The organism is Marinobacter sediminicola (assembly GCF_031157525.1).
In the GTDB taxonomy this organism is placed as follows: domain Bacteria; phylum Pseudomonadota; class Gammaproteobacteria; order Pseudomonadales; family Oleiphilaceae; genus Marinobacter; species Marinobacter sediminicola.
Genome location: NZ_JAVIXR010000007.1, coordinates 127,427 through 148,262, shown reverse-complemented (window position 1 = coordinate 148,262; position 20,836 = coordinate 127,427). Strand labels below are relative to the sequence as shown.

The following is a 20,836-nucleotide window of genomic DNA, read 5'->3' as shown; positions in this document are numbered from 1 at the left end:
ATTAATTGCACCTCGCCTAATAGGCCCGACTGGCGAGGCTCTCGAGCTGGACATTACAGAATGAAGGTTGAGAACAGTTACCGTGTTCGGCTGCTTGACGGCCTTGCGCAAGCGCTTGAAAGCAAACGCTATCGTGCGATTACCTTGGCGGATATCGCCGCAGCTGCACGGGTGTCGCGACGTACGTTTTATGAGCATTTCCAGAGCAAAGACGATTGCCTGCTAGCGCTTGCCGATTACACAAGCAAAGGCATGATGGTGGCCGTTCTTGACGCCACTTCACCCACCAAAACCTGGCCGGCGTTGGTTCGCGATATAACTCAGGCTTACCTGTCCTTTATCGAGTCCAAACCCCACTTGATGCGGGCGCTGTATATCGATCTCGCGGCGCTGGGCGAGTCAGGGGTGGAAATGCGGCGTAAGGTAGCAGAGCAGTTCGCCGTTTTTCTGCAGAAACAAGTTGAGCAGCAGCGTGCCCAAGACAACACGCTGCAGTCGCTGAGCCTGCTAATGAGCATGGCGCTGGCGGCGGGAATAAATGAGCTCATTCTCTATGAACTCACTGAGAAGGATAATGGCTCACTGATGGCGCTTGCATCCACTGCTGAGGAATTAATTCATCGGGTAGCAGCAGGGCAACTGTAAAGGGGCAGCGGCACAACGCCGCCCCCTGCGATCATCATTCTATATTCTGCACCTGCTCACGTACCTGCTCTATCAACACCTTCAAATCCACTGCTGCGCGTGTCACGCCGGCATCAATACTCTTGCTGCTTAGAGTATTGGCTTCCCGGTTCAGCTCCTGCATCAGAAAATCGAGCCGTCGACCGATGGCTTCCTCACGCTTGAGGGTGTCTGTCACCTCGCTGATGTGCGCATCCAATCGGTCCAATTCTTCTGCCACATCACTCTTCTGCGCCAGCATGACCATTTCCTGGGCAACGCGCTCCGGGTCCAGCTCCACTTTCGCCTTCTGAAAACGTTCACGGAGATGCTCTTCCTGCGCCTTTAGCAGCCCCGGCATGCCTTCACGGACGGTCATAACCAAGGCTCTCATTTGTGTCAGGCGTTCTTCAAATAAAGGGCGCAAGCGCTCCCCCTCCCGCTCTCGAACAACAGCAAGGTCCTCAACCGTGTCCTTAAAGAGCTTCAGCGCAGCTTCCTTAACCGAGCTGTAGTCCTGCTCGGGCACCGACAAAACGCCAGGCCAGCGCAGAATATCCAGAGCATTGATGTGGGCGGGGTTGTCCAACATACGGTTAACATGGTTTGCAGCCTCGTTGACCGCCTTCGCTATGTCTTCATTGATCTCAAACCCCGGCACGCCAGCCTCAGCCGACTGCAGGCGAATCGACACATCCACCTTGCCTCGCTTTAACTGCTTCCGCAGCTCTTCCCGAAACGGGCTTTCAAGCTCGCGCAGGGCTTCGGGCAACCGGAACGACGGTTCAAGATACCGGTGATTAACGGTACGAATCTCACAGGTCAGCGTTCCCTGGCCATCCTGAACATCCTTCCGGGCAAATGCTGTCATACTTCTGATCATGTTAGCTCCGGCTTGGTCAGTAATCGTGATCATTCAATACAGAACCCGAGTCTATCAGCCAGCAGCCACCCCGGCACCCAGATCCAACGTGATATACTTTCCGGCTACCAAATTCGAATCCGCCCGGGGCAAAATCCCGGACACTTACCTCAGAAATCAGGAAACACTATGCGTCCAAGCGGCAGAACCCCCGAACAGCCCAGAGAAATTCGCCTGACCCGGAATTACACCCGCCACGCCGAGGGTTCCGTACTGGTTGAATTCGGGGACACCAAGGTCATCTGTACTGCTTCTGTAGAAAACAAAGTACCGCCCTTCCTGCGCGGAGAAGGCAAAGGCTGGATCACAGCCGAATACGGCATGCTGCCCCGCTCAACTGGCAGCCGCATGGGCCGTGAAGCAGCCCGTGGCAAACAAGGCGGCCGCACCGTCGAAATCCAGCGCCTCATTGGCCGCTCCCTGCGCGCAGCCGTCGACATGAAAGCCCTGGGTGAGCACACCATCACCATCGACTGCGATGTTATCCAGGCCGACGGCGGCACCCGCACAGCAGCCATAACCGGCGGTTGCGTGGCATTGGTTGATGCCTTGAACCACCTGGTTGAAACCAAGCGACTGAAGAAGTCACCGCTGAAGCAAATGATTGCAGCTGTGTCCGTTGGTATTTACAAAGGAGAACCGGTGGTTGATCTGGACTACCCGGAAGACTCCGAAGCCGATACAGACCTGAACGTGATCATGACCGACCAGGGCGGCTTCATCGAAATTCAGGGAACTGCAGAAGCCGCGCCGTTTGTTCAGGAAGAACTGAACAGCATGCTGGCATTGGCCAAGCAGGGTATTGATAAGTTGTTTGTACTGCAGAAAGAAGCGCTGGAAGGCTAAGGAAGGCAGCTCTCAAGTCTGGACAGCTAAGTTACCCAAGGTTGATAGAGGCTTATTGCAATCTCGCGGGTTCGGAGGGGGAGACCTTTCCGGGAACGTCTCCGGCCAAGGACGGCCGGAGTCGAGCGCACAGGGGTGAGGCAAGCGTTTATGAAGCGCAGCTTCATGCGTAGCCGAACGACAGCAATCTGTGATTGCTGGCCGGACCCCGCAGGGGTGCTTGTAGCGTTTCCCGGAAAGGTCTCCCCCTCCGGACACGCGACCGCCTATCTCATATGCCGATTTCGATATCGTAATCCATAATCACCGGAGCGTGATCCGAAAACCGGGTCGTGCTATCAATCCAGCCATCCTGAATGGTCTTGCGAATACCCGGCGTCATCAACTGATAATCCACCCGAATCCCCGCATTTTTCCGCGAACCCTCAGTCTGCTCCGGCCACCAGGTAAACTGATTGCTCTGCTTGTTGATATCACGGAACGCATCCACGCACCCCATCTCATCAAACAAACGATCCAACCAGGCCCGCTCGTGGGGCAGGAACCCTGAAAAATCTACCCGGTGGTAAAGTGGGCTGGCATCCGTCACATGATGTGCCGTCTGCAGGTTTGCACCGAAAATAAACTGCCGACGCTTACGCAGGGTTTTTTGCATATGCAGGCCAAACGCATCCATAAAATCATCTTTATGGTCGAGAACCGTCAGATCGTCCTCGCTAATCAGCTCCTCCTCACGTCCCAGCGCGCAAGGTGCCAGAACAGAGGCAACTGAAACCTTATCAAAATCTGCCTGAATAAAGCGCCCTTCGCGATCCGCCTGCTCATTAGCGAAGCCATACATAATGGCCTTGGGGAAGTGCCGCGTGTAAATGCCCACGCCACCGTCCTCGTTGTTTTCGCCATCGATGAAGTAAGCTTCATACCCTTCAGGAATGAGGTTAAAATCCTCAACCTCATAGGCGCGCATACGGTGATCCTGAACACACACAACGTCTGCGTCCTGCTCGGCCAGCCAGTCAAAAAAACCTTTTTCAACAGCCTGGGCAAGACCGTTGACGCTGATTGATACTACCCGCATACGTGTTCCCTGATTCGGTTTGTGTGTATGATACCGTTTTTACGCGCTATTAAAAGATTCACACCCGCCAGAAGCCCTGCCATGCACGACTATCAGCAAAATTTTATTGAATTCGCCATTCGTCGTAACGTACTTCGTTTTGGTGACTTTACTCTCAAATCCGGCCGCACCAGCCCATATTTTTTTAATGCTGGGCTGTTCAACACCGGCGACGACCTACTAAACCTCAGCCAAGCTTATGCGGCCGCTATTGCCCGCAGCGGCGTTGATTATGACATCATATTCGGGCCTGCCTATAAGGGCATTCCGTTGGCCACTGTAACCGCCATGGCGCTGGCCCAAGAGGGCAACAGCAAGCCCTTTGCCTTCAACCGTAAAGAAAAGAAAGATCACGGCGAAGGCGGTAATATTGTTGGCGCCCAGTTGCAGGGCAAAGTGCTAATCGTCGATGATGTCATTACCGCCGGCACAGCCATACGCGAATCCATCGACCTTATTCGCGCCTCAGGTGCCGAGCCTGCCGGCGTATTGATCGCCCTGGACAGGCAGGAGCGAGGCAACGGCGAGCTTTCCGCAATACAGGAAGTAGAAAGCGAATTTGGTATTCCGGTGGTCAGTATCATCCGCCTGGAACAGGTTTTAGACTATCTTGAGACTAACCCTGAGTTTTCTGGCCACGCTGCAAAGGTTGCCAACTACCGGGAACGCTATGGAGTCTGATTGATGCACAAACGCCGCACCGTTTTTTCAATTACTGCTTCTGCTCTTCTGTTGTCGCTGGTTATTCCAGTAAAAGCAGAGGCTAGCATGTACCGTTTCACGGACGAAGACGGCCAACTTGTCATCAGCAACACCATCCCGCAACCAGCCACACAGCGCGGCTACGACATCCTCAACTCGAACGGGCGCGTAATCGAAACCATTCCACCCGCGCCAACAGAAGATGAAATCACCGCGCGCGAAGCAGAAAAGCAGCGCCAGAAAGAGCTGTCGATTCAGCGTGAAAAAGACGCGCTGCTGTTAAAACGATTCAGCCATCCGGATCAAGCCATCAAGGCCATGCACCGCAAGCTGGATGAGCTGCGAGGGCTGATTCAGCTTAAGCGAGGCAACATTTCTGTCATTTCCAGCCAGCTGGACAGCGAACAGAGCCGCGCAGCGGATATGGAGCGCACCGGGCAGAAGATACCGGACACCACACTCGAAAAAATCCGACGTCTTGAGTCACAGATCCGCGATATTGAACGGGAAATCTCTTGGCAAACTCAAGAAATAGACTCACTTAAACAGTCGTACGAACAAGACATCGAACGCCTTGAACGAGTCACCGGCGAAACCCGCACCCTGACACTGGACCCCGACAACTCTGACAACTGAGTTGCCTCAGAAGCGCCGACGACCGGCCACCACATAGCAGTACCTAATAAAAAGGGGCGCCAAAACCAAGTTTGGCGCCCCTTTTTTACATGCCAGCACTCAACTGCGTGCTGGCCTTACTGCATCACCTTAAATTAAGCAGAAGCAGCAGCTTTCTTCTTTGCAGTCGTCTTAGCGGCCGGCTTCTTGGTCTCTACCGACTTCTTGACGTCCTGAGCGGTTTCGGCGACAACATCTGCGCCTTCAGCAGCTTCTTTCTCAAGCTTGGCTACGAGGTCGCCAGCAAAGTTACCGAAACGGCTGTTCAACGTGCGCAGCTGACCGAACAGGCTGTCGCTGTATCCGTTGTAACGCTTGCGCAGGGTCTTAACGCTGTACTCACGCGCTTCAGTTTCGAGTTTTTCTGCGAAATCGAATGGCTTGGCCGAAAGCTTCTTCTGCTGCTCTTCAGCGGCATTGATGCCTTTCGCTACGATTTCCTGAAGCTGTTCCTGGTAAGTTTTGAGTTTGCTCATGTCACTTCTCCTTGGTTAACCGAAGTTGTTTAGACCTTCCCCTCACTGCTGACCGCGGTTTGGGCTGCTTGATCAGCGAGAAGAAAAGCCCCTTTCTCTGATTCTGTGTCCAAGGTTACGGTGAAAAATTAGAATGTTCATACTAAAACCAGAATGAGCACTGCGTCTGCATATAGGTTTTTTTACGGATTATTCACTTGTCAGGCACCTCTCGATCCGCATAATGCTTAGCTGTTTTCTGTAGCCCGTCTCCCCGTTTTATTCCGGCGCCGCGAACTCATAAAAAATAGAGGCTGCAATACCAGCCCCAACGTGCGAGCGATACAGCTGCGGCTGTATCGATAGTCTATTTAGAGAACCTCATGAAACGTGCCATGCCTTATCGAGTCTTCTCGCGGCGGAGCGGGTTTAGCCTGCTCGTTTGCCTGCAATTTATTGCTATTACCTCGGCATTGTTGCTCCTGACCGGCTGCCAGGAAGATGACAGAGCAACTCGCACAACGGTTGCCCGGGCATCTGAGCTCGCAAACAGCAGGTTCGACATGGCAACAGGTGGTTTACTCGAAACGCTTGGACAAAAACCGCCAGCCAACAAGCCCACAGATGAAGCAAAGCCCCCGAAAGCATTGAGCTGGAGCGCTCCACAAACTCGAGAGGATGGTTCCGCACTGACGCCAGGGCAAATTGCAGGGTTCCGGATTTACTACCGCTTACGGCACGAGGACAGCTTCCATGTAATCCCTGTCGACAACCCGGAGCGCACAACTCAGCCACTTACCGACCTGTCGCCTGGCGCTTACGAATTTGAGATTACAACCGTGGATGCAGAAGGATTGGAAAGCCGGCGCTCAGCACCGGTATTGGTTGACTTGATCTGAACGCAACACAGGCTTACCAGCGAAACAGAATCCAGCTCGGCACCAGCATGTCGGAATCGGTTTCCCGTATCCAACCGCCGCCATCCGCGGGCACCAGATAGTATTCGAGCCCCACTTCCGGTACCACCTTGATCTCCATAAGCTGACCATTCACCCGGTACTCATAGAACACCTCATCATCACCTGGCCGGATAACAATCTGTGGGCCTGCGTTTGATGACTGGTAATCAGAAACCACCACCGGCTCTCTGGGTGTTTCCACCAAGGTTTCATCCAAAGCACCGCTGTCTTGTGCTATTGCAGAACCAAAGCCCAAAACCAACAAAAAGGCAGAGCAGGCGATTCGCTTCATTTTCGTGATACCCTTTTAAACATCCTATTAAGTACAGAGTTGCACAAGCCAACCCACGCTTCAATCAGAATCCGGACCCGTTTTGACATGACAGAGCAAAAGACCCCACCTGTGGTGCTTGTGGACGGTTCGTCCTATTTATTCCGTGCATATCATGCACTTCCGCCACTAACGACCAGCAAGAACCACCCTACTGGCGCCATTAAAGGCGTTATTGCAATGATCCGGCGCCTTGACCAGGATTTTCCCGGATCAAAAGTCGTTGTGGTATTCGACGCCAAAGGCAAAACGTTCCGCCACGACCTCTATGAAGAGTATAAGGCCAACCGGCCACCCATGCCGGAAGACCTGGCCATACAGATTGAGCCCATTCACCAAATGGTGCGAGCCATGGGCCTGCCACTGCTGATTGTGGAGGGAGTGGAGGCCGACGACGTTATCGGCACCCTGGCCAACGAAGCCACCAGCAAGGGCATTGATGTAGTAGTTTCAACCGGCGACAAGGACATGGCGCAGTTGGTGAGCGACCACGTAACCCTGATCAACACCATGACCGAAGTCCACATGGATTGGGACGGAGTTGTGGAAAAGTTTGGCGTTCGCCCAGACCAGATAATTGACTACCTGGCGCTGGTTGGCGACAAAGTGGATAACATTCCGGGCGTTAATAAGTGTGGCCCGAAAACAGCGGTAAAATGGCTTGCCGCATACGGCACTTTAGACGGGGTGATGGAGCACGCCGACGAGATTAAAGGCAAGATTGGCGAGTACTTGCGTGATGCCCTCGACACCCTGCCGTTAAGCCGCGAACTGGCCACCATTAAAATGGATGTGGAACTGGCATTCGGCCTTGAAGACTTGGAAGAGCGGCAGCAAAACGACGCAGAGTTGTTGGAGCTATTCAGGGAATACGAACTTCGGGGTTGGACGAACGAGCTGGAAAGCAAAGCTCCGGAAGCTGCCGCCGGCGCTTCCAAACAGCCAGCCGAAACCCCCGATGAACACCCTGCTCCGGCACCAAAGGAGAAGCGTTACAGCGTAATTACCAGCCAGAAGGAATTGGACGATTGGGTCGCAAAGCTGAAAAAATCCGAGCTGTTCGCTTTTGATACTGAGACAACAAGCCTGAAATACATGAGTGCGGAAGTGGTGGGCGTGTCTTTTGCCATTGAAGCAGGCGAAGCGGCCTATGTGCCTTTTGGACATGACTATATGGGCGCACCTGAGCAACTTGATCGAAATGACGTTCTGGCCCAGCTCAAGCCGCTACTGGAAGACCCGGCCCTGAAAAAAGTCGGCCAGAACCTGAAGTACGATAAAAACGTACTGGCCAACCACGACATCTGCCTGGAAGGCATTGCCGAAGACACCATGGTGGAGTCTTACGTGCTGAATTCCGTGTCGTCTCGCCACGATATGGACACCTTGGCCCGGAACTACCTGGGCGAGGAGACGATCACATTTGAATCCATTGCCGGCAAAGGCGCCAAGCAGCTGACATTTAATCAGCTGGATCTTGAGAAGGCTGGTCCCTATGCCGCAGAAGACGCGGACATTACCTTGCGTCTGCACCAGGTGCTGCGCCCCCAACTGGCGAAGGTCGGCAAGCTCCAATCAGTCTATGAAGACATAGACTTACCCCTGGTGCCGGTGCTGTCGCGCATGGAACAACGCGGCACATTAATCCGCGCAAGCACCCTGCGACAGCATAGCCAGGAACTGGCGGAACGGATGGCAGAACTGGAATCAGAAGCCCACGACGTTGCCGGCGAAAACTTCAATCTCGCATCACCCAAGCAACTGCAGGCTATTTTCTACGAGAAAATGGGGCTACCTGTGATTAAGAAAACGCCCAAAGGTGCCCCCTCCACAGCGGAACCCGTGTTGCAGGAACTGGCCCATGAGCACGAGCTGCCGAGACTGATTCTGGAGCACCGCAGCCTTAGCAAGCTCAAGTCCACCTATACGGACACCTTGCCGGAGTTAATCCATCATCGCACCGGGCGCGTGCACACCTCGTATCATCAAGCGGTAACAGCCACCGGAAGGCTGTCTTCGTCTGAACCCAACCTGCAAAACATTCCTATTCGGACAGTCCAGGGGCGGCGCATTCGCCAGGCGTTTATAGCCGAGAAGGGCTACAAGCTTCTGGCGGCGGACTACTCGCAGATTGAACTACGCATTATGGCGCATCTTTCCGGCGATAAAGGCATGCTGACAGCCTTTGAGAATGGCGAAGATATCCACAAGGCAACTGCCGCAGAAGTCTTTGGCGTGGCACTGGCCGATGTGAACAGCGACCAGCGTCGCAGTGCCAAGGCCATCAATTTTGGCCTGATATACGGCATGTCTGCCTTCGGCCTGGGTCGGCAACTGGACGTGAGCCGCAAAGTAGCGCAGGAATACATAGACCGCTACTTTGAACGCTACCCCGGCGTACTCACCTACATGGACAATATCCGCAAGCAGGCCCATGACGACGGTTTTGTTGAAACCCTGTTTGGCCGACGCCTGTATCTGCCCGAGATCAATGCCCGAAACAAGCAGCTGCAACAGGCCGCTGAGCGCACAGCAATTAACGCGCCCATGCAAGGCACAGCGGCGGACATCATTAAACTGGCAATGATCGAGGTGGAACACTGGCTGCTCGCAGAGCATCCCGATACCGCTCGCATGACCATGCAAGTCCACGACGAATTGATTCTTGAGGTGAAGGAAGAAGCCGTAGATGAGATTCGTGAAGGGTTGATCAAACGCATGTCCGGCGCAGCGAAGCTTGCCGTGCCTCTGCTGGTAGAAGCTGGCGTGGGTGATAACTGGGATCAGGCGCACTGAATGAAAACGCCCGGTGAGAATACTCTACCGGGCGTTTTTTATTTCTGGTTCAGCTAAGCTTTAACCCATAAATTTAGAAAGCTTTGCTAACCTGCAGGGAAGCACTCCAGGCGCTCAGCTCGTATTCGCCTTTATAGTTGGACGCACCCGCAGATGGATCCTTCTGATCTGGCGCAGCATGAAGGTAGGAGTATTCATCAACCTTCGGGTCGTCAGTAAACAGCAAGGTACCGACGGCCGCATCAACGGTCCAACCGTTATCAACGCTCTTCCACTGGCCACCCAGTGTCAGCCAGTGCCGGTCGCTCGAAGGGATACGGGCTGTCAGATAGTTGTCTACAGGCGATTCATCCCAAGCATAACCAGCCTTCAACGCCCACTCTGGAGTTACCTGCCAGATTGAACCGACGTTAAACTGCCAAGTGTTTTTCCACTTTTCGGTGATGTGGGTAATGACTTCGTTTCCTGTCAACCCGGAAACCTCGCCCGTCCCGCCTTCGCGGCTGATGATATCCAGCTCCTCAAAACGGCTCCATCTGGAATAGCTAGCTCCAGCGAGAAGCGTGACGGTATCATTCAACTGATGCCGTGCGCCAAGAGTGATGCTCTCGGGAATGGCCAAGGGTACTCGCACGTCCTCGGTAAGAGTTACCGGCATCAAACCAGTTGGTGGCTGCCCACCTGGAGCAGGGAAATTGCTAATTTCAACATCCCCTTCCAGGTTAAATTCGGTGCCTGTTTGCGCAGCCAAACCAAACTGAGTGCGGTCAGACAGCTCGTACAAAAAGCCAACGCGGAAAGTTACGCCAATGTCGTCACCGTTTATATCCGCGTAGGGGGCGCCGAATTCAGCCTCATATGCGTCTGCTAAAGGGCCCGCCGCTGCAGCGCCAACTTGCTGCGCAAGCGCTCCACGGATATCCTGATACTTCGACAAACGTCCTTCAGCGTACATTACGTTCAAGCCAAGACCCATGGACAGGCCTTTACCGTTATTCACAGATATCGCTGGCGAAAACGAAATTACGGTCAGTTCGGTTTTATCTGCAAAATAGCGCCCAACAAAATCATCCTCGTAATCTGCAGCCAGACCATAAGGCGCATGAAAACCAAAGCCCACATCGATCGATTCGTTGATTTCATGGGTCAGGTAGAAGTTAGGCAGAAAGGCCGGGTCTGCAATATCACCGCCGGTACCACCATTTACTGGCCCACCCAGTGTATTCGTAGCGCTGGCACTCTTAGCCTCAGCGTTAATATCAAGAACTGCCGCACCAAAAGAGATGTTCGTCCCTTTCAGCTGGCTCATGCCCGCCGGGTTGAACAGTACCGTGGTAGCGTTCTCAGGGTTGGCGACAGCACCGGCGTTAGCAACGCCCATAGCACTTGCGCTTTGTTCATTCAGGGAAAAACCGCCAGCGAAAACGCTGGCTGGAGCAGCCACTGCGGCCAGCGTGGCTAGCCGAATAGCGCGATTCAGACGTGTAGATTGCATAACAACGTTAACTCCATTGTGTAATTTGGGCGGAGTATACGCATCTGTGCTTACTGGCCTCAAATGCCAAAACTAATAGTTCGAATTGCTAACAGTTCCCGGCCAGACCGGGTATACCTGCTTAGTCGTTCTGTATGGTCAGTTTATCCACAGATGACGACAGCTTATCTGCCCCTTGTGCATCAGCACCCAGCTTGATCATCAGGCGCAGATCGTTTGCCGAATCGGCATGCGCCAAAGCATCTTCATAGGTAATTGAACCTTCAGCGTAAAGTTCGTACAGCGCCTGGTCAAAAGTCCGCATACCGGTTTCGTTGGACTTGGACATCAGCTCTTTTAGCTTGTGAACTTCGCCCTTTCGAATCAGATCGGCGACCAGTGGCGTATTGATCAGAACCTCAATGACCGCCTTGCGGCCTTTACCGTCCGGTGTGGGAATCAACTGCTGAGCGACAATAGCCTTCAAGTTAAGAGACAAGTCCATCCAGATCTGATTGTGCTGCTCTGGCGGGAAAAACTGGATAATCCGGTCGAGCGCCTGGTTGGCATTGTTTGCGTGGAGTGTCGCAAGGCATAGGTGGCCAGTTTCAGCAAACTGAACCGAGTACTCCATAGTCTGGCGGGTACGCACCTCGCCGATGAGAATAACATCGGGTGCCTGGCGCAATGTATTTTTCAGCGCGACCTCAAAGCTCTCGGTATCAATACCAACTTCCCGCTGGGTCACAATACAACCCTGATGTTGGTGCACGAATTCAATGGGGTCTTCAATGGAAATAATATGTCCACGGCTGTTGCGGTTACGGTGCCCCAGCATGGCAGCCAGCGAGGTTGATTTACCCGTACCTGTGGCACCCACGAACATGATCAGCCCACGCTTGGTCATAGCGAGCTCTTTGACGATTTCCGGCAGCCCAAGCTCATCGACCTGAGGGATCTTCACCTCAATCCGTCGCAGTACCATGCCGCACAGGTTGCGCTGGAAAAAAGCGCTCACCCGGAAGCGGCCAATACCCCGGGCGCTGATGGCAAAGTTGCACTCGTGGGATTCCTCAAATTCGGCACGCTGCTTCTCAGTCATTGCACCGTAAACCAAATCCCTGGTCTGCTCCGGCGTTAGTGCATTCTTGGTGACAGGCAACACTTTACCGTGCACTTTCATGCTGGGCGGTACACCGGCGGTGATAAAGAGGTCTGAGCCTCCTTTTTCTACCATCAGGCGAAGCAGCTTTTCGAATTCCATTTTATTTACCTATGTTCTTTCTTTTTTCTTTGGGACTACCTTGCCAGCACTCTCTTTGCCTCGATGACTCGAGGGTCAGAAATTGTCCGGCATTTTCGCCTTAAGCCGCGCAGCTTCGCGGGAAATCAGACCCTTTTGCAACAAGCGTTCCAGACACTGATCCAGCGTCTGCATGCCCAGCGAACCGCCGGTTTGAATGGATGAATACATTTGGGCAATTTTATCTTCGCGAATCAGGTTCCGAATCGCAGAGGTACCAATCATGATCTCATGAGCTGCTATACGGCCGCCGCCCATTTTCTTCATGAGCGTTTGGGAAATAACAGCTTGCAGCGATTCGGAAAGCATGGATCGCACCATGGATTTTTCCTGCGCGGGGAATACGTCTACAACTCGGTCGATGGTTTTTGCTGCTGAGGTGGTGTGCAGAGTTCCGAATACCAGGTGTCCTGTTTCTGCCGCAGTGAGCGCCAAACGGATGGTTTCCAGATCTCGAAGCTCACCAACCAGAATAATGTCAGGGTCTTCCCGCAATGCGGAACGCAGGGCTTCGTTAAAGCCGAGAGTATCCCGGTGCACTTCCCGCTGGTTGACCAGGCATTTCTTGGAGTCGTGCACAAATTCGATCGGGTCTTCTACCGTGAGAATGTGCTCGTAGCGCGTATCGTTTATATAGTCCACCATCGCTGCAAGCGTGGTCGATTTACCCGAACCTGTCGGCCCGGTAACCAAAACCAGCCCACGGGGAACTGAGGCAATATCCTTGAACACCTGGCCCATGCCAAGGTCTTCCATGGTCAGAACTTTCGAGGGGATGGTACGGAAAACAGCACCTGCGCCCCGGTTCTGATTAAAGGCGTTAACACGGAAGCGTGCGACACCGGGTACTTCGAAGGAAAAGTCCGTTTCCAGAAACTCCTCGTAGTCCTTGCGCTGCTTGTCGTTCATGATGTCGTAGATAAGCCCATGAACTTCTTTGTGTTCCAGGGGCGGAAGATTGATACGGCGCACATCACCGTCAACACGAATCATCGGTGGCAGGCCGGCGGAAAGATGCAAGTCAGACGCACCCTGTTTCGCCGAGAAGGCAAGCAGTTCAGTAATATCCATACAAGTCCTCGGAGGGCTTATTCTTTTATCCAGATAGCGCCTGTCTGGCAAGACCCTACTGCGATCACTTGGCATTTCAGTGACCTGCGAGTAACGTGTCGCCATATAATGGGCAGACCAAACGCGACTATTTCATACTATGAGCAGCATAGCAGACAACCTCGGGAGCGTAACCCGACGCATACAAAAAGCAACATTGCAGGCAGGCCGCGATGCCGGTTCTGTGAGCCTGTTGGCGGTCAGTAAGACCCGCTCGGCAGAGGAACTCAGAGAAGCGGCTGCGGCTGGCCAATTGGCCTTCGGGGAAAACTACCTTCAGGAAGCGCTCGACAAAATATCAGAGCTCAGCGATCTGGCCGACATTGAATGGCATTTCATTGGCCCCATTCAATCCAACAAAACTCGGCAAATCGCCTCGGCTTTCTCCTGGGTTCACAGTGTTGATCGCCTGAAAGTGGCGCGGCGCCTGAGCGAACAAAGAGAAACTGACCTGCCCCCATTGAATATTTGCCTTCAGGTCAACATTAACAACGAACAGAGTAAATCCGGGTGCCGGCCAGATGAACTACCGGAACTGGCTTCAGAGATAGGGCAGTTGCCGGGGCTCACGCTCAGGGGCCTTATGGCCATACCCGACCCAGACCAAGACGAGCCCGATCTGAGGGAAAGCTTCCGACGGCTTGCGACTATCATAAAAGAGCTGAAACGAGACTTTCCGGAAGCCGGGCCACTGGACACTCTATCCATAGGCATGTCCGGTGATCTCGAAATGGCAATCGCAGAAGGCTCCACCTGTGTTCGCGTTGGCACAGCCGTTTTTGGCGAGCGCCCCCAGAAGAGCTGAGCGGGCCCTTACCTGTTATTATCGGAACCGGAATACACATGAACAATCGCTGGAGCAGACTTTGAGCAAATCACCAACCATTTCGTTTATCGGTGCAGGCAACATGGCCAGCGCCATCATTGGCGGCATGCTGGATAGCGGTTTCAAAGCCAGCAGCATTTGGGCCAGCGCGCCAGACGACGAGCATCTGCAGTCTATTCGCAAGCGTTTTGGAATTAGTGTGACAACCGATAACCGGTACTGCGCACAGCAAGCAGACATAGTGGTGCTCGCGGTTAAACCCCAGGCCATGGCCGACGTATGTCGCGACATAGCTCCCATTGCCCAGAACACTCGCCCTCTGATGGTCTCTATCGCCGCTGGCCTGGGCGCCGAAACTCTTGATGAGTGGCTCGGTGGTGGCTTGCCTATTGTGAGAGTCATGCCAAACACCCCTTCGCTTGTGGGCAAGGGCGCGGCCGGTCTATTCGCCAGCGAAAGTGTTACGAATGCCCAGAAAAAAGCTGTGCAGTCGGTTTTCGAAGGCATCGGCATTGCGGTGTGGGTTGACGATGAAGCCTTACTCCATGGCGTAACCGCCCTGTCGGGTAGCGGTCCTGCCTATTTCTTCCTGATGCTGGAGGCCCTTGAGGCCGCGGCAACCGACGCTGGCGTAGATCCGGCAACCGCCCGCCAACTTGCCATTCAGACCATGGCGGGCGCTGCGGAAATGGCCGCAAAGAGCGAGCAGGATCCGGCGCAGCTAAAGAAAAACGTGATGTCTCCGGGCGGCACAACTGAACAAGCCGTGCATACCTTCGAAGAAGGCGGCATGCGTGAGCTGGTTAAAAAGGCGTACAACGCCGCGTACACGCGCTCGGAAGAAATGGCCAAAGAATTGGCAGGTAAAGAGTAAAACAGTCACTGACAACGGAGAACAGGCTACATGCTGGCAGACATCCTGATTACGATCCTGCTGATCGCGTCCACATTTTACATGACCATTATTCTGCTGCGCTTTTTGCTGCAACTGGCCCGGGCTGATTTCTATAACCCGATTTCCCAGTTCGCGGTGAAAGCAACAAACCCTTTGCTTCGTCCTATGCGCCGGATTATTCCTGGCTGGGGCGGCATTGACGGAGCAGCACTGGTACTGGCGGTTCTCATTCAGGCAGTCGTCTTCTTCCTGATTCTTGTTGCCCTTAACGGCGGTATTCCATCCATAAACCCTCTCATACTCCTGGTTTGGGGGGTTGTTGCAGTATTGGAACTGATCGTGAAGATTTACTTCTGGTCGGTTATCGCTGTAGTCGTCGTCAGCTGGATTGCCCCGGGAAGCAGCCACCCTGCCATTCAACTTGTCGCACAAATCACAGAGCCAGTCATGCGCCCGGTGCGCAACTTGATGCCGTCCATGGGAGGACTTGACCTGTCACCCATTATCGTTTTCCTGATACTGAACGTTCTCACGGTTGTTATCGGCCACATGAAAATGGCTGTTGGCCTTGGCGCCATTGGGCTGGGAATGTAGGTTACGTCTCAAATCAACAATCCGTAACAGTTTTCCACAAAATCCAAGAATATCATGCCGCATCTTCAACCTATTGATTTTGCGGCAACTTCCATTAGAATCCTGCCACCGACCGCTACACACCCTGAAAATGCCTAGCCGCAAACATTACGGGAACAGGTTAGTATTAAAAGTAATTAATTAATTCGTCCATCATGCGGATCCCGGTTCAGCTAGCCGGGGGAATGCCGAAAGTGGTGCAGAGGGAATATCCGATGAGTCTTCAGGGAAACCTTACCCAGCAGGTAGAGGCCTACCATAACTGGAAAAAAGAGCTGATCCGCCAGATCGGCCGTTACCGGCTATGGCTTCAGGACAACAACCTGTTTTCTGATGACATCAGCGCACGGATTCGCCATGGGCTTGAACTGCTTATTGAAGATGAGCTCACCATTGCATTCGTTGGCGAGTATTCCCGTGGCAAAACGGAACTCATAAACGCTCTGTTCTTTTCCGACTTTGGCCAGCGCATGCTGCCTTCACAGGCCGGGCGCACAACCATGTGCCCTACAGAGTTGTTTTTTGATCGCAACTCCAACGAAAACTACCTTTTGCTGCTCCCCATCGAAACCCGCACCGGCGAATTATCACTGCAGCAGTTGCGTAAGCAACCAGAACGCTGGGTAAAACATGAACTGGATGAGCGCGACCCTGAAATCATGCGCGAGGTGCTGGGTGAAGTAGCTCGAGTGAAAAGCGTTTCCCCCGGAGAAGCACGCGCTCTGGGCTTTGATGAAGGCATGCTGGAGCAAGACCGAAACAATCCCGGCAAGGTTCTCATTCCTGCCTGGCGCAATGCCCAGATCAGTATTCGTCACCCTCTGTTTGAGCGCGGCTTACGAATTCTCGACACGCCAGGGCTGAACGCACTCGGCTCCGAGCCCGAGCTTACCATCAGCATGTTACCGCGCGCGCACGCTATAATCTTCGTGCTAAGTGCCGATACTGGCGTCACCGCCAGCGATATGACTATCTGGAAGGAATTCATTGATACCGAGCATGCTGACCACCGCGCCGGTCGCTTTGCGGTATTGAACAAGATTGACGTGCTGTGGGATGACTTGCAGGGCGAGAAGCACACTCACGATGCGATTGAACGGGTGCGCGGCTATACCGCAGACCATTTGGGCATCCGCCAGCAAGATGTCATCCCACTGTCGGCAAAGCAGGGCTTGGTTGCCAGAGTGCGGAAAGATAACGATCTGTTTGCCCGCTCCAACATTGGCAATCTTGAGCATCTGATCATTCAACGCATTCTGATGCATAAAGAGCAGCTGATCACCCAAAGCCTGATCAACGATCTGCTGGGTATGTTGCAAAACAGCCAGGCCGCCATGCAAAACCGGCTGGATTCCCTTGATGAGGAATTCAAGGCCTGCTCCGGCGTCACCATGGACAAAGCAGCCCTTGCTCGCTTGGCCGACCGCTCCCAGAAAGATTACGACTTTTACTACAAAAAGCTGATCACATTGCGCTCAAGCCGCCGGCTTATGGCATCTCAAGGCGATATGTTGAAAAAGCTGGTAGACGAAGACCGGTTTGAAGCTCATGCCGAAAAAATCCGCAAATCCATGACCAAAAGCTGGACGACGGCCGGCATGAACAACGCCATGGAACAGTTTTTCGAGCTGCTTGAGGGCGACTTCAGCAACCTTCTCAGTGAGGGTCGCCTTGCCGAGAAGATGGTTGGTGCTATTTACCGTCGCTACAACGAAGATACCCGTGCCCGCCACCTGGAGCCAATTCCTCTTCGCGCCGGCCGCCATGTTATTGCTATAAGAGAGCTGCGCAAAAAAGCCCGACGCTTCCGCGCCAGCCCCAAAAACCTGCTGACCGAGCAGTCTGTCCTGGTACAACGTTTTTTCAATATCATGGTGAGCGAAGCCAGAACCCTACATGCCCGTGTACGCGCAGATGTAGAGCGCTGGCCTTCAGAAGCGCTGCTACCGATCATGCAGTACTCCATGGAGCAAAAGCAGCTACTGGAACATCAAATCCGTCGCCTTAGGGATATGGTGAGAAGCGATCGTGACAGCCGCACCGAGCGCGAACGACTCCACAACACCATCACGGACCTGCGCCGTCAGCTGGAACTGGCAGATGCCATGCAGCGGCAAATCCGCAAGCCTGCACCAACCATGATCCAGCAAAAAGTAGTCAACATTTCAGGCGGGTTCTAGCCCGCCGCTTGACCCTCATACGGTCTGTTGGTTGCAGGTATGACGACCCGCCTTTAAACTGCTTTGCTGGTACAGGTTTTTGCCCTTACCAGCAAAGCAGTTTTTAACGGACCGAACCAGGAACCTGCCGCGCCAATGCCCGATTCCCTGCCTGTGGATTCTGTCGGGGTAGTCACCCCGCAGACCTACCATTTTGAAACGCCCATTGAACTGGCATGTGGCCAAGCACTGGAGCGATACGATCTTGTGGTTGAGACCTACGGCGAACTTAACGCCGACCGCAGCAATGCTGTTCTCATCTGCCACGCGTTGAGTGGTCACCACCACGCCGCCGGCTATCATTCTATGAACGACCGCAAGCCCGGCTGGTGGGATACCTGCATAGGCCCCGGCAAGCCCGTTGATACCAACCGGTTTTTTGTAGTCTGCCTCAACAACCTTGGTGGTTGTCACGGCAGCACCGGCCCCATCTCGACCAACCCTGCCACAGGCAAGCCTTACGGCCCGGATTTCCCCGTAGTCACCGTTGGCGACTGGGTTAAAAGCCAGGCACTGTTGGCGGATCGCCTCGGGATTGACTGCTGGGCAGCCGTAGTGGGTGGCTCGCTGGGCGGTATGCAAGCACTGCAATGGAGCCTGGATTACCCGGACAGGCTGAATCATGCCGTGGCCATTGCCTCCAGCCCAAGGCTCACAGCTCAGAACATCGCCTTTAATGAAGTCGCGCGGCAGGCAATCACCTCAGACCGGGAATTTCATGATGGCCGCTATTTTGATTTCGACACACTGCCCCGCCGCGGGTTGATGCTGGCGCGGATGGTGGGCCACATCACTTACCTCTCCGATGCCTCCATGGGAGAGAAGTTTGGCCGCGAACTGCGAGATCAGGCTTACAAATTTGGTTACGATGCCGAGTTCCAGGTAGAAAGCTACCTTCGTTATCAGGGCGAACGCTTCTCTGAAGTCTTCGATGCCAACACGTATTTGCTAATGACCCGCGCGCTGGACTATTTTGACCCCGCTTATGAATTTGGCGGTGATCTTTCGAAAGCTCTGGCCAAAGCCACCTGTGAGTTTTTGGTACTTTCGTTCAGCACCGACTGGCGCTTCACTCCAGCCCGCTCAGAAGAGATGGTAAACGCCATGATCGCTGCTCGCCGGAAGGTCAGTTATGCAGAAATTGACGCACCTTGGGGCCACGATGCATTTTTGATCCCAACCCCTCGCTACACTGATATTTTTACCGCATACATGGATCGTGTTGCCAGAGAGGTGGGCGCATGAGAGCGGATCTTGAAATCATTCAGCAATGGGTAAAGCCTGGCCACCATGTACTGGATCTTGGCTGTGGTGACGGCACCTTGCTCGATTACCTCAAGCGGGAGCGCAATGCCAGCGGGTTTGGTCTGGAAATTAACCCCGACCACATAACTACCTGCATGAACCGCGGTGTTTCAGTGATCGAGCAAAACCTGGATACCCAGGGCCTGGACAACTTTGAAGACAACAGCTTTGACATTGTATTGATGACGCAAGCGCTGCAGGCAGTTCGCCGCCCAGATAAGGTGCTGGATGAAATGCTGCGCCTAGGCGACGAAGGCATAGTGACCTTCCCCAACTTCGCACACTGGCGGCTGCGCTGGGGGTTGGCTCTTAGCGGTCGCATGCCCGAATCAGACGCATTGCCTTATAAGTGGTACAACACCCCTAACATACGGTTATGTACCTTCAAGGATTTTGAAGCCCTGTGCCGAGAGAAAGGCATTCGCATCAAAAGCCGTCGCGTAGTGGACGGTCAGCACCAGAACAACTGGCTGGCGCGTTTCTGGCCGAACCTGTTGGGTGAGATCGCGATCTACCGCATTACCCGGGAGAAAACGTAATGAAACCTAACGCCCTGCACAACATTATTGCCATGGTGGCAGCTGCTCTCTTAGCCACCCTTGTGAGCCTTCCTGCTCTGGCTGGATCGGAAGATTTTGGAGACTACCAGGTTCACTGGAGTGTGTTCCCAAGCACCTTTCTGACACCTGAAGTCGCAAAGGCCAACAACCTGCAGCGCAGCAGAAGTATTGGCGTCGTCAATATTTCCATTATGCAGGAAGGCACAAACGGTGCTATTGAGCCCGTATCCGGTCAGGTGGAAGGCAAGGTTTCAAACGATATTCAGCAAGTGAAGTTTCTGGCCTTTCGCAGGATACAGGAAGGTGATTCCGTGTACTTTATTGCCCAGTACCAGTACTCATCCGGTGAGCTGATGACATTCAACGTTACCGCTCGCCCTACCGGGTATAAGCAAGAGCTGCCGGTACGATTTGCCCACACACTTTTTGGCGACTGAGCAGACTATGCCCGAGCAACTCGTTATTGCCAGTAACAACAAAGGCAAAATCAGCGAATTTACCCAACTCCTTGCGCCACTGAATCTTATTCCGGTGCCCCAGGGCGAACTGGGAGTGAGCGAAGCCGAAGAGCCTGCGGTTACCTTCGTTGAGAACGCCATTCTCAAAGCGCGCCATGCCGCACGCGAAACCGGCTTGCCTGCGCTGGCTGACGATAGCGGTCTGGCGGTGGACGCGCTGGGCGGCGCGCCTGGGGTTCGCTCTGCACGATATGCAGGGGCCAGGGCTTCCGACCTGGACAACCTTAATGCGCTCCTTGAGGCGATGGTTGATGTGCCCGATGGCCAACGCGGTGCGCAATTCCACTGTGTGCTGGTGTACCTGCGCCATGCAGACGACCCGACACCCATTGTTTGCCATGGACGCTGGCCGGGCACGATTCTCAGGGCGGCGCAGGGCGACGGCGGCTTCGGCTACGACCCCATCTTTCTTTGCCCGGAAAAGAAATGCAGCGCCTCGGAACTGAGCCGGGATGAAAAAAATCGGATCAGTCACCGGGGCCGGGCCTTGGCGTTGCTGATGGAACAGCTCAAGGCCGAGGCCTGAG

At 53.9% G+C, this 20,836-nt stretch carries 21 protein-coding genes; 14 read left to right on the top strand and 7 right to left on the bottom strand.

Going from position 1 to position 20,836, the window contains the following annotated elements:
• Positions 1 to 60 precede the first annotated feature (60 nt).
• The gene (locus RG807_RS11600; RefSeq protein ID WP_309045025.1) at positions 61 to 645 is read left to right on the top strand and encodes a TetR/AcrR family transcriptional regulator; all 585 of its coding nucleotides are present in this window, start codon (positions 61 to 63) and stop codon (positions 643 to 645) included.
• 34 nt (positions 646 to 679) lie between these two features.
• Here the strand turns inward: RG807_RS11600 and RG807_RS11595 are convergent, their stop codons facing one another.
• The gene (locus RG807_RS11595) at positions 680 to 1,546 is read right to left on the bottom strand and encodes a YicC/YloC family endoribonuclease (RefSeq protein ID WP_309045024.1); all 867 of its coding nucleotides are present in this window, start codon (positions 1,544 to 1,546) and stop codon (positions 680 to 682) included.
• A 168-nt stretch (positions 1,547 to 1,714) separates the two neighbouring features.
• Between RG807_RS11595 and rph the strand changes: the two genes are divergently transcribed.
• Positions 1,715 to 2,431 carry a ribonuclease PH gene (gene rph, locus RG807_RS11590; RefSeq protein ID WP_200203464.1) on the top strand — a complete coding sequence of 239 codons (717 nt, stop codon included), beginning with the start codon at positions 1,715 to 1,717 and terminating at the stop codon, positions 2,429 to 2,431.
• A gap of 271 nt (positions 2,432 to 2,702) precedes the next feature.
• Here rph and RG807_RS11585 read toward each other — a convergent pair whose 3' ends face one another.
• Positions 2,703 to 3,509 carry an exodeoxyribonuclease III gene (locus tag RG807_RS11585; RefSeq protein ID WP_309045023.1) on the bottom strand — a complete coding sequence of 269 codons (807 nt, stop codon included), beginning with the start codon at positions 3,507 to 3,509 and terminating at the stop codon, positions 2,703 to 2,705.
• An 81-nt stretch (positions 3,510 to 3,590) separates the two neighbouring features.
• On the opposite strand from RG807_RS11585, the gene pyrE reads away from it, so the two are divergent.
• Positions 3,591 to 4,229: an orotate phosphoribosyltransferase gene (gene pyrE, locus RG807_RS11580; protein WP_309045022.1), complete on the top strand. Its 639-nt coding sequence runs from the start codon at positions 3,591 to 3,593 to the stop codon at positions 4,227 to 4,229.
• A 3-nt stretch (positions 4,230 to 4,232) separates the two neighbouring features.
• The gene (locus RG807_RS11575; protein WP_309045021.1) at positions 4,233 to 4,886 is read left to right on the top strand and encodes a DUF4124 domain-containing protein; all 654 of its coding nucleotides are present in this window, start codon (positions 4,233 to 4,235) and stop codon (positions 4,884 to 4,886) included.
• Positions 4,887 to 5,020: 134 nt separating this feature from the next.
• Here the strand turns inward: RG807_RS11575 and RG807_RS11570 are convergent, their stop codons facing one another.
• Complete coding sequence (locus RG807_RS11570) at positions 5,021 to 5,401, bottom strand: hypothetical protein (protein WP_309045020.1); 381 nt, start codon at positions 5,399 to 5,401, stop codon at positions 5,021 to 5,023.
• 362 nt (positions 5,402 to 5,763) lie between these two features.
• Between RG807_RS11570 and RG807_RS11565 the strand changes: the two genes are divergently transcribed.
• Positions 5,764 to 6,279, top strand: coding sequence for a fibronectin type III domain-containing protein (locus RG807_RS11565; RefSeq protein ID WP_309045019.1), 516 nt, complete (start codon positions 5,764 to 5,766; stop codon positions 6,277 to 6,279).
• A gap of 13 nt (positions 6,280 to 6,292) precedes the next feature.
• Here the strand turns inward: RG807_RS11565 and RG807_RS11560 are convergent, their stop codons facing one another.
• A complete protein-coding gene (locus RG807_RS11560) occupies positions 6,293 to 6,631 on the bottom strand; it encodes a DUF2782 domain-containing protein (RefSeq protein WP_298452865.1) in 339 nt (112 codons plus the stop codon).
• Positions 6,632 to 6,718: 87 nt separating this feature from the next.
• Here RG807_RS11560 and polA point away from each other — a divergent pair, with 87 nt between their 5' ends.
• A complete protein-coding gene (gene polA / locus RG807_RS11555; protein WP_309045018.1) occupies positions 6,719 to 9,466 on the top strand; it encodes a DNA polymerase I in 2,748 nt (915 codons plus the stop codon).
• Positions 9,467 to 9,539: 73 nt separating this feature from the next.
• On the opposite strand, the gene RG807_RS11550 is transcribed toward polA, so the two are convergent.
• The 3 genes from RG807_RS11550 to RG807_RS11540 all read right to left on the bottom strand — a co-directional run bounded on the left by RG807_RS11550 (position 9,540) and on the right by RG807_RS11540 (position 13,314).
• On the bottom strand, positions 9,540 to 10,961 hold the full coding sequence (locus RG807_RS11550; RefSeq protein ID WP_309045017.1) for an OmpP1/FadL family transporter: 1,422 nt from the start codon (positions 10,959 to 10,961) through the stop codon (positions 9,540 to 9,542).
• Positions 10,962 to 11,082: 121 nt separating this feature from the next.
• Positions 11,083 to 12,204, bottom strand: coding sequence for a PilT/PilU family type 4a pilus ATPase (locus tag RG807_RS11545; RefSeq protein ID WP_298452874.1), 1,122 nt, complete (start codon positions 12,202 to 12,204; stop codon positions 11,083 to 11,085).
• A gap of 75 nt (positions 12,205 to 12,279) precedes the next feature.
• Positions 12,280 to 13,314 carry a type IV pilus twitching motility protein PilT gene (locus tag RG807_RS11540; protein ID WP_200203444.1) on the bottom strand — a complete coding sequence of 345 codons (1,035 nt, stop codon included), beginning with the start codon at positions 13,312 to 13,314 and terminating at the stop codon, positions 12,280 to 12,282.
• A 139-nt stretch (positions 13,315 to 13,453) separates the two neighbouring features.
• Between RG807_RS11540 and RG807_RS11535 the strand changes: the two genes are divergently transcribed.
• The 8 genes from RG807_RS11535 (at position 13,454) to rdgB (ending at position 20,835) form a co-directional block, all read left to right on the top strand.
• A complete protein-coding gene (locus tag RG807_RS11535) occupies positions 13,454 to 14,158 on the top strand; it encodes a YggS family pyridoxal phosphate-dependent enzyme (protein ID WP_309045016.1) in 705 nt (234 codons plus the stop codon).
• A 61-nt stretch (positions 14,159 to 14,219) separates the two neighbouring features.
• Positions 14,220 to 15,053: a pyrroline-5-carboxylate reductase gene (proC, locus tag RG807_RS11530; RefSeq protein WP_309045015.1), complete on the top strand. Its 834-nt coding sequence runs from the start codon at positions 14,220 to 14,222 to the stop codon at positions 15,051 to 15,053.
• A gap of 30 nt (positions 15,054 to 15,083) precedes the next feature.
• A complete protein-coding gene (locus RG807_RS11525; RefSeq protein WP_309045014.1) occupies positions 15,084 to 15,668 on the top strand; it encodes a YggT family protein in 585 nt (194 codons plus the stop codon).
• A 254-nt stretch (positions 15,669 to 15,922) separates the two neighbouring features.
• Entirely contained in the window at positions 15,923 to 17,887 is a 1,965-nt protein-coding gene (locus RG807_RS11520) for a dynamin family protein (protein WP_309045013.1), read from the top strand.
• A gap of 135 nt (positions 17,888 to 18,022) precedes the next feature.
• Complete coding sequence (metX, locus tag RG807_RS11515) at positions 18,023 to 19,171, top strand: homoserine O-succinyltransferase MetX (protein ID WP_309045012.1); 1,149 nt, start codon at positions 18,023 to 18,025, stop codon at positions 19,169 to 19,171.
• Complete coding sequence (gene metW, locus RG807_RS11510; protein ID WP_298452892.1) at positions 19,168 to 19,770, top strand: methionine biosynthesis protein MetW; 603 nt, start codon at positions 19,168 to 19,170, stop codon at positions 19,768 to 19,770. Before metX ends, metW begins: the two co-directional genes overlap by 4 nt.
• 32 nt (positions 19,771 to 19,802) lie before the next feature.
• Positions 19,803 to 20,228, top strand: coding sequence for a DUF4426 domain-containing protein (locus tag RG807_RS11505; protein WP_435404673.1), 426 nt, complete (start codon positions 19,803 to 19,805; stop codon positions 20,226 to 20,228).
• A 7-nt stretch (positions 20,229 to 20,235) separates the two neighbouring features.
• Positions 20,236 to 20,835: an RdgB/HAM1 family non-canonical purine NTP pyrophosphatase gene (rdgB, locus tag RG807_RS11500; protein WP_309045010.1), complete on the top strand. Its 600-nt coding sequence runs from the start codon at positions 20,236 to 20,238 to the stop codon at positions 20,833 to 20,835.
• Position 20,836: the final 1 nt, after the last annotated feature.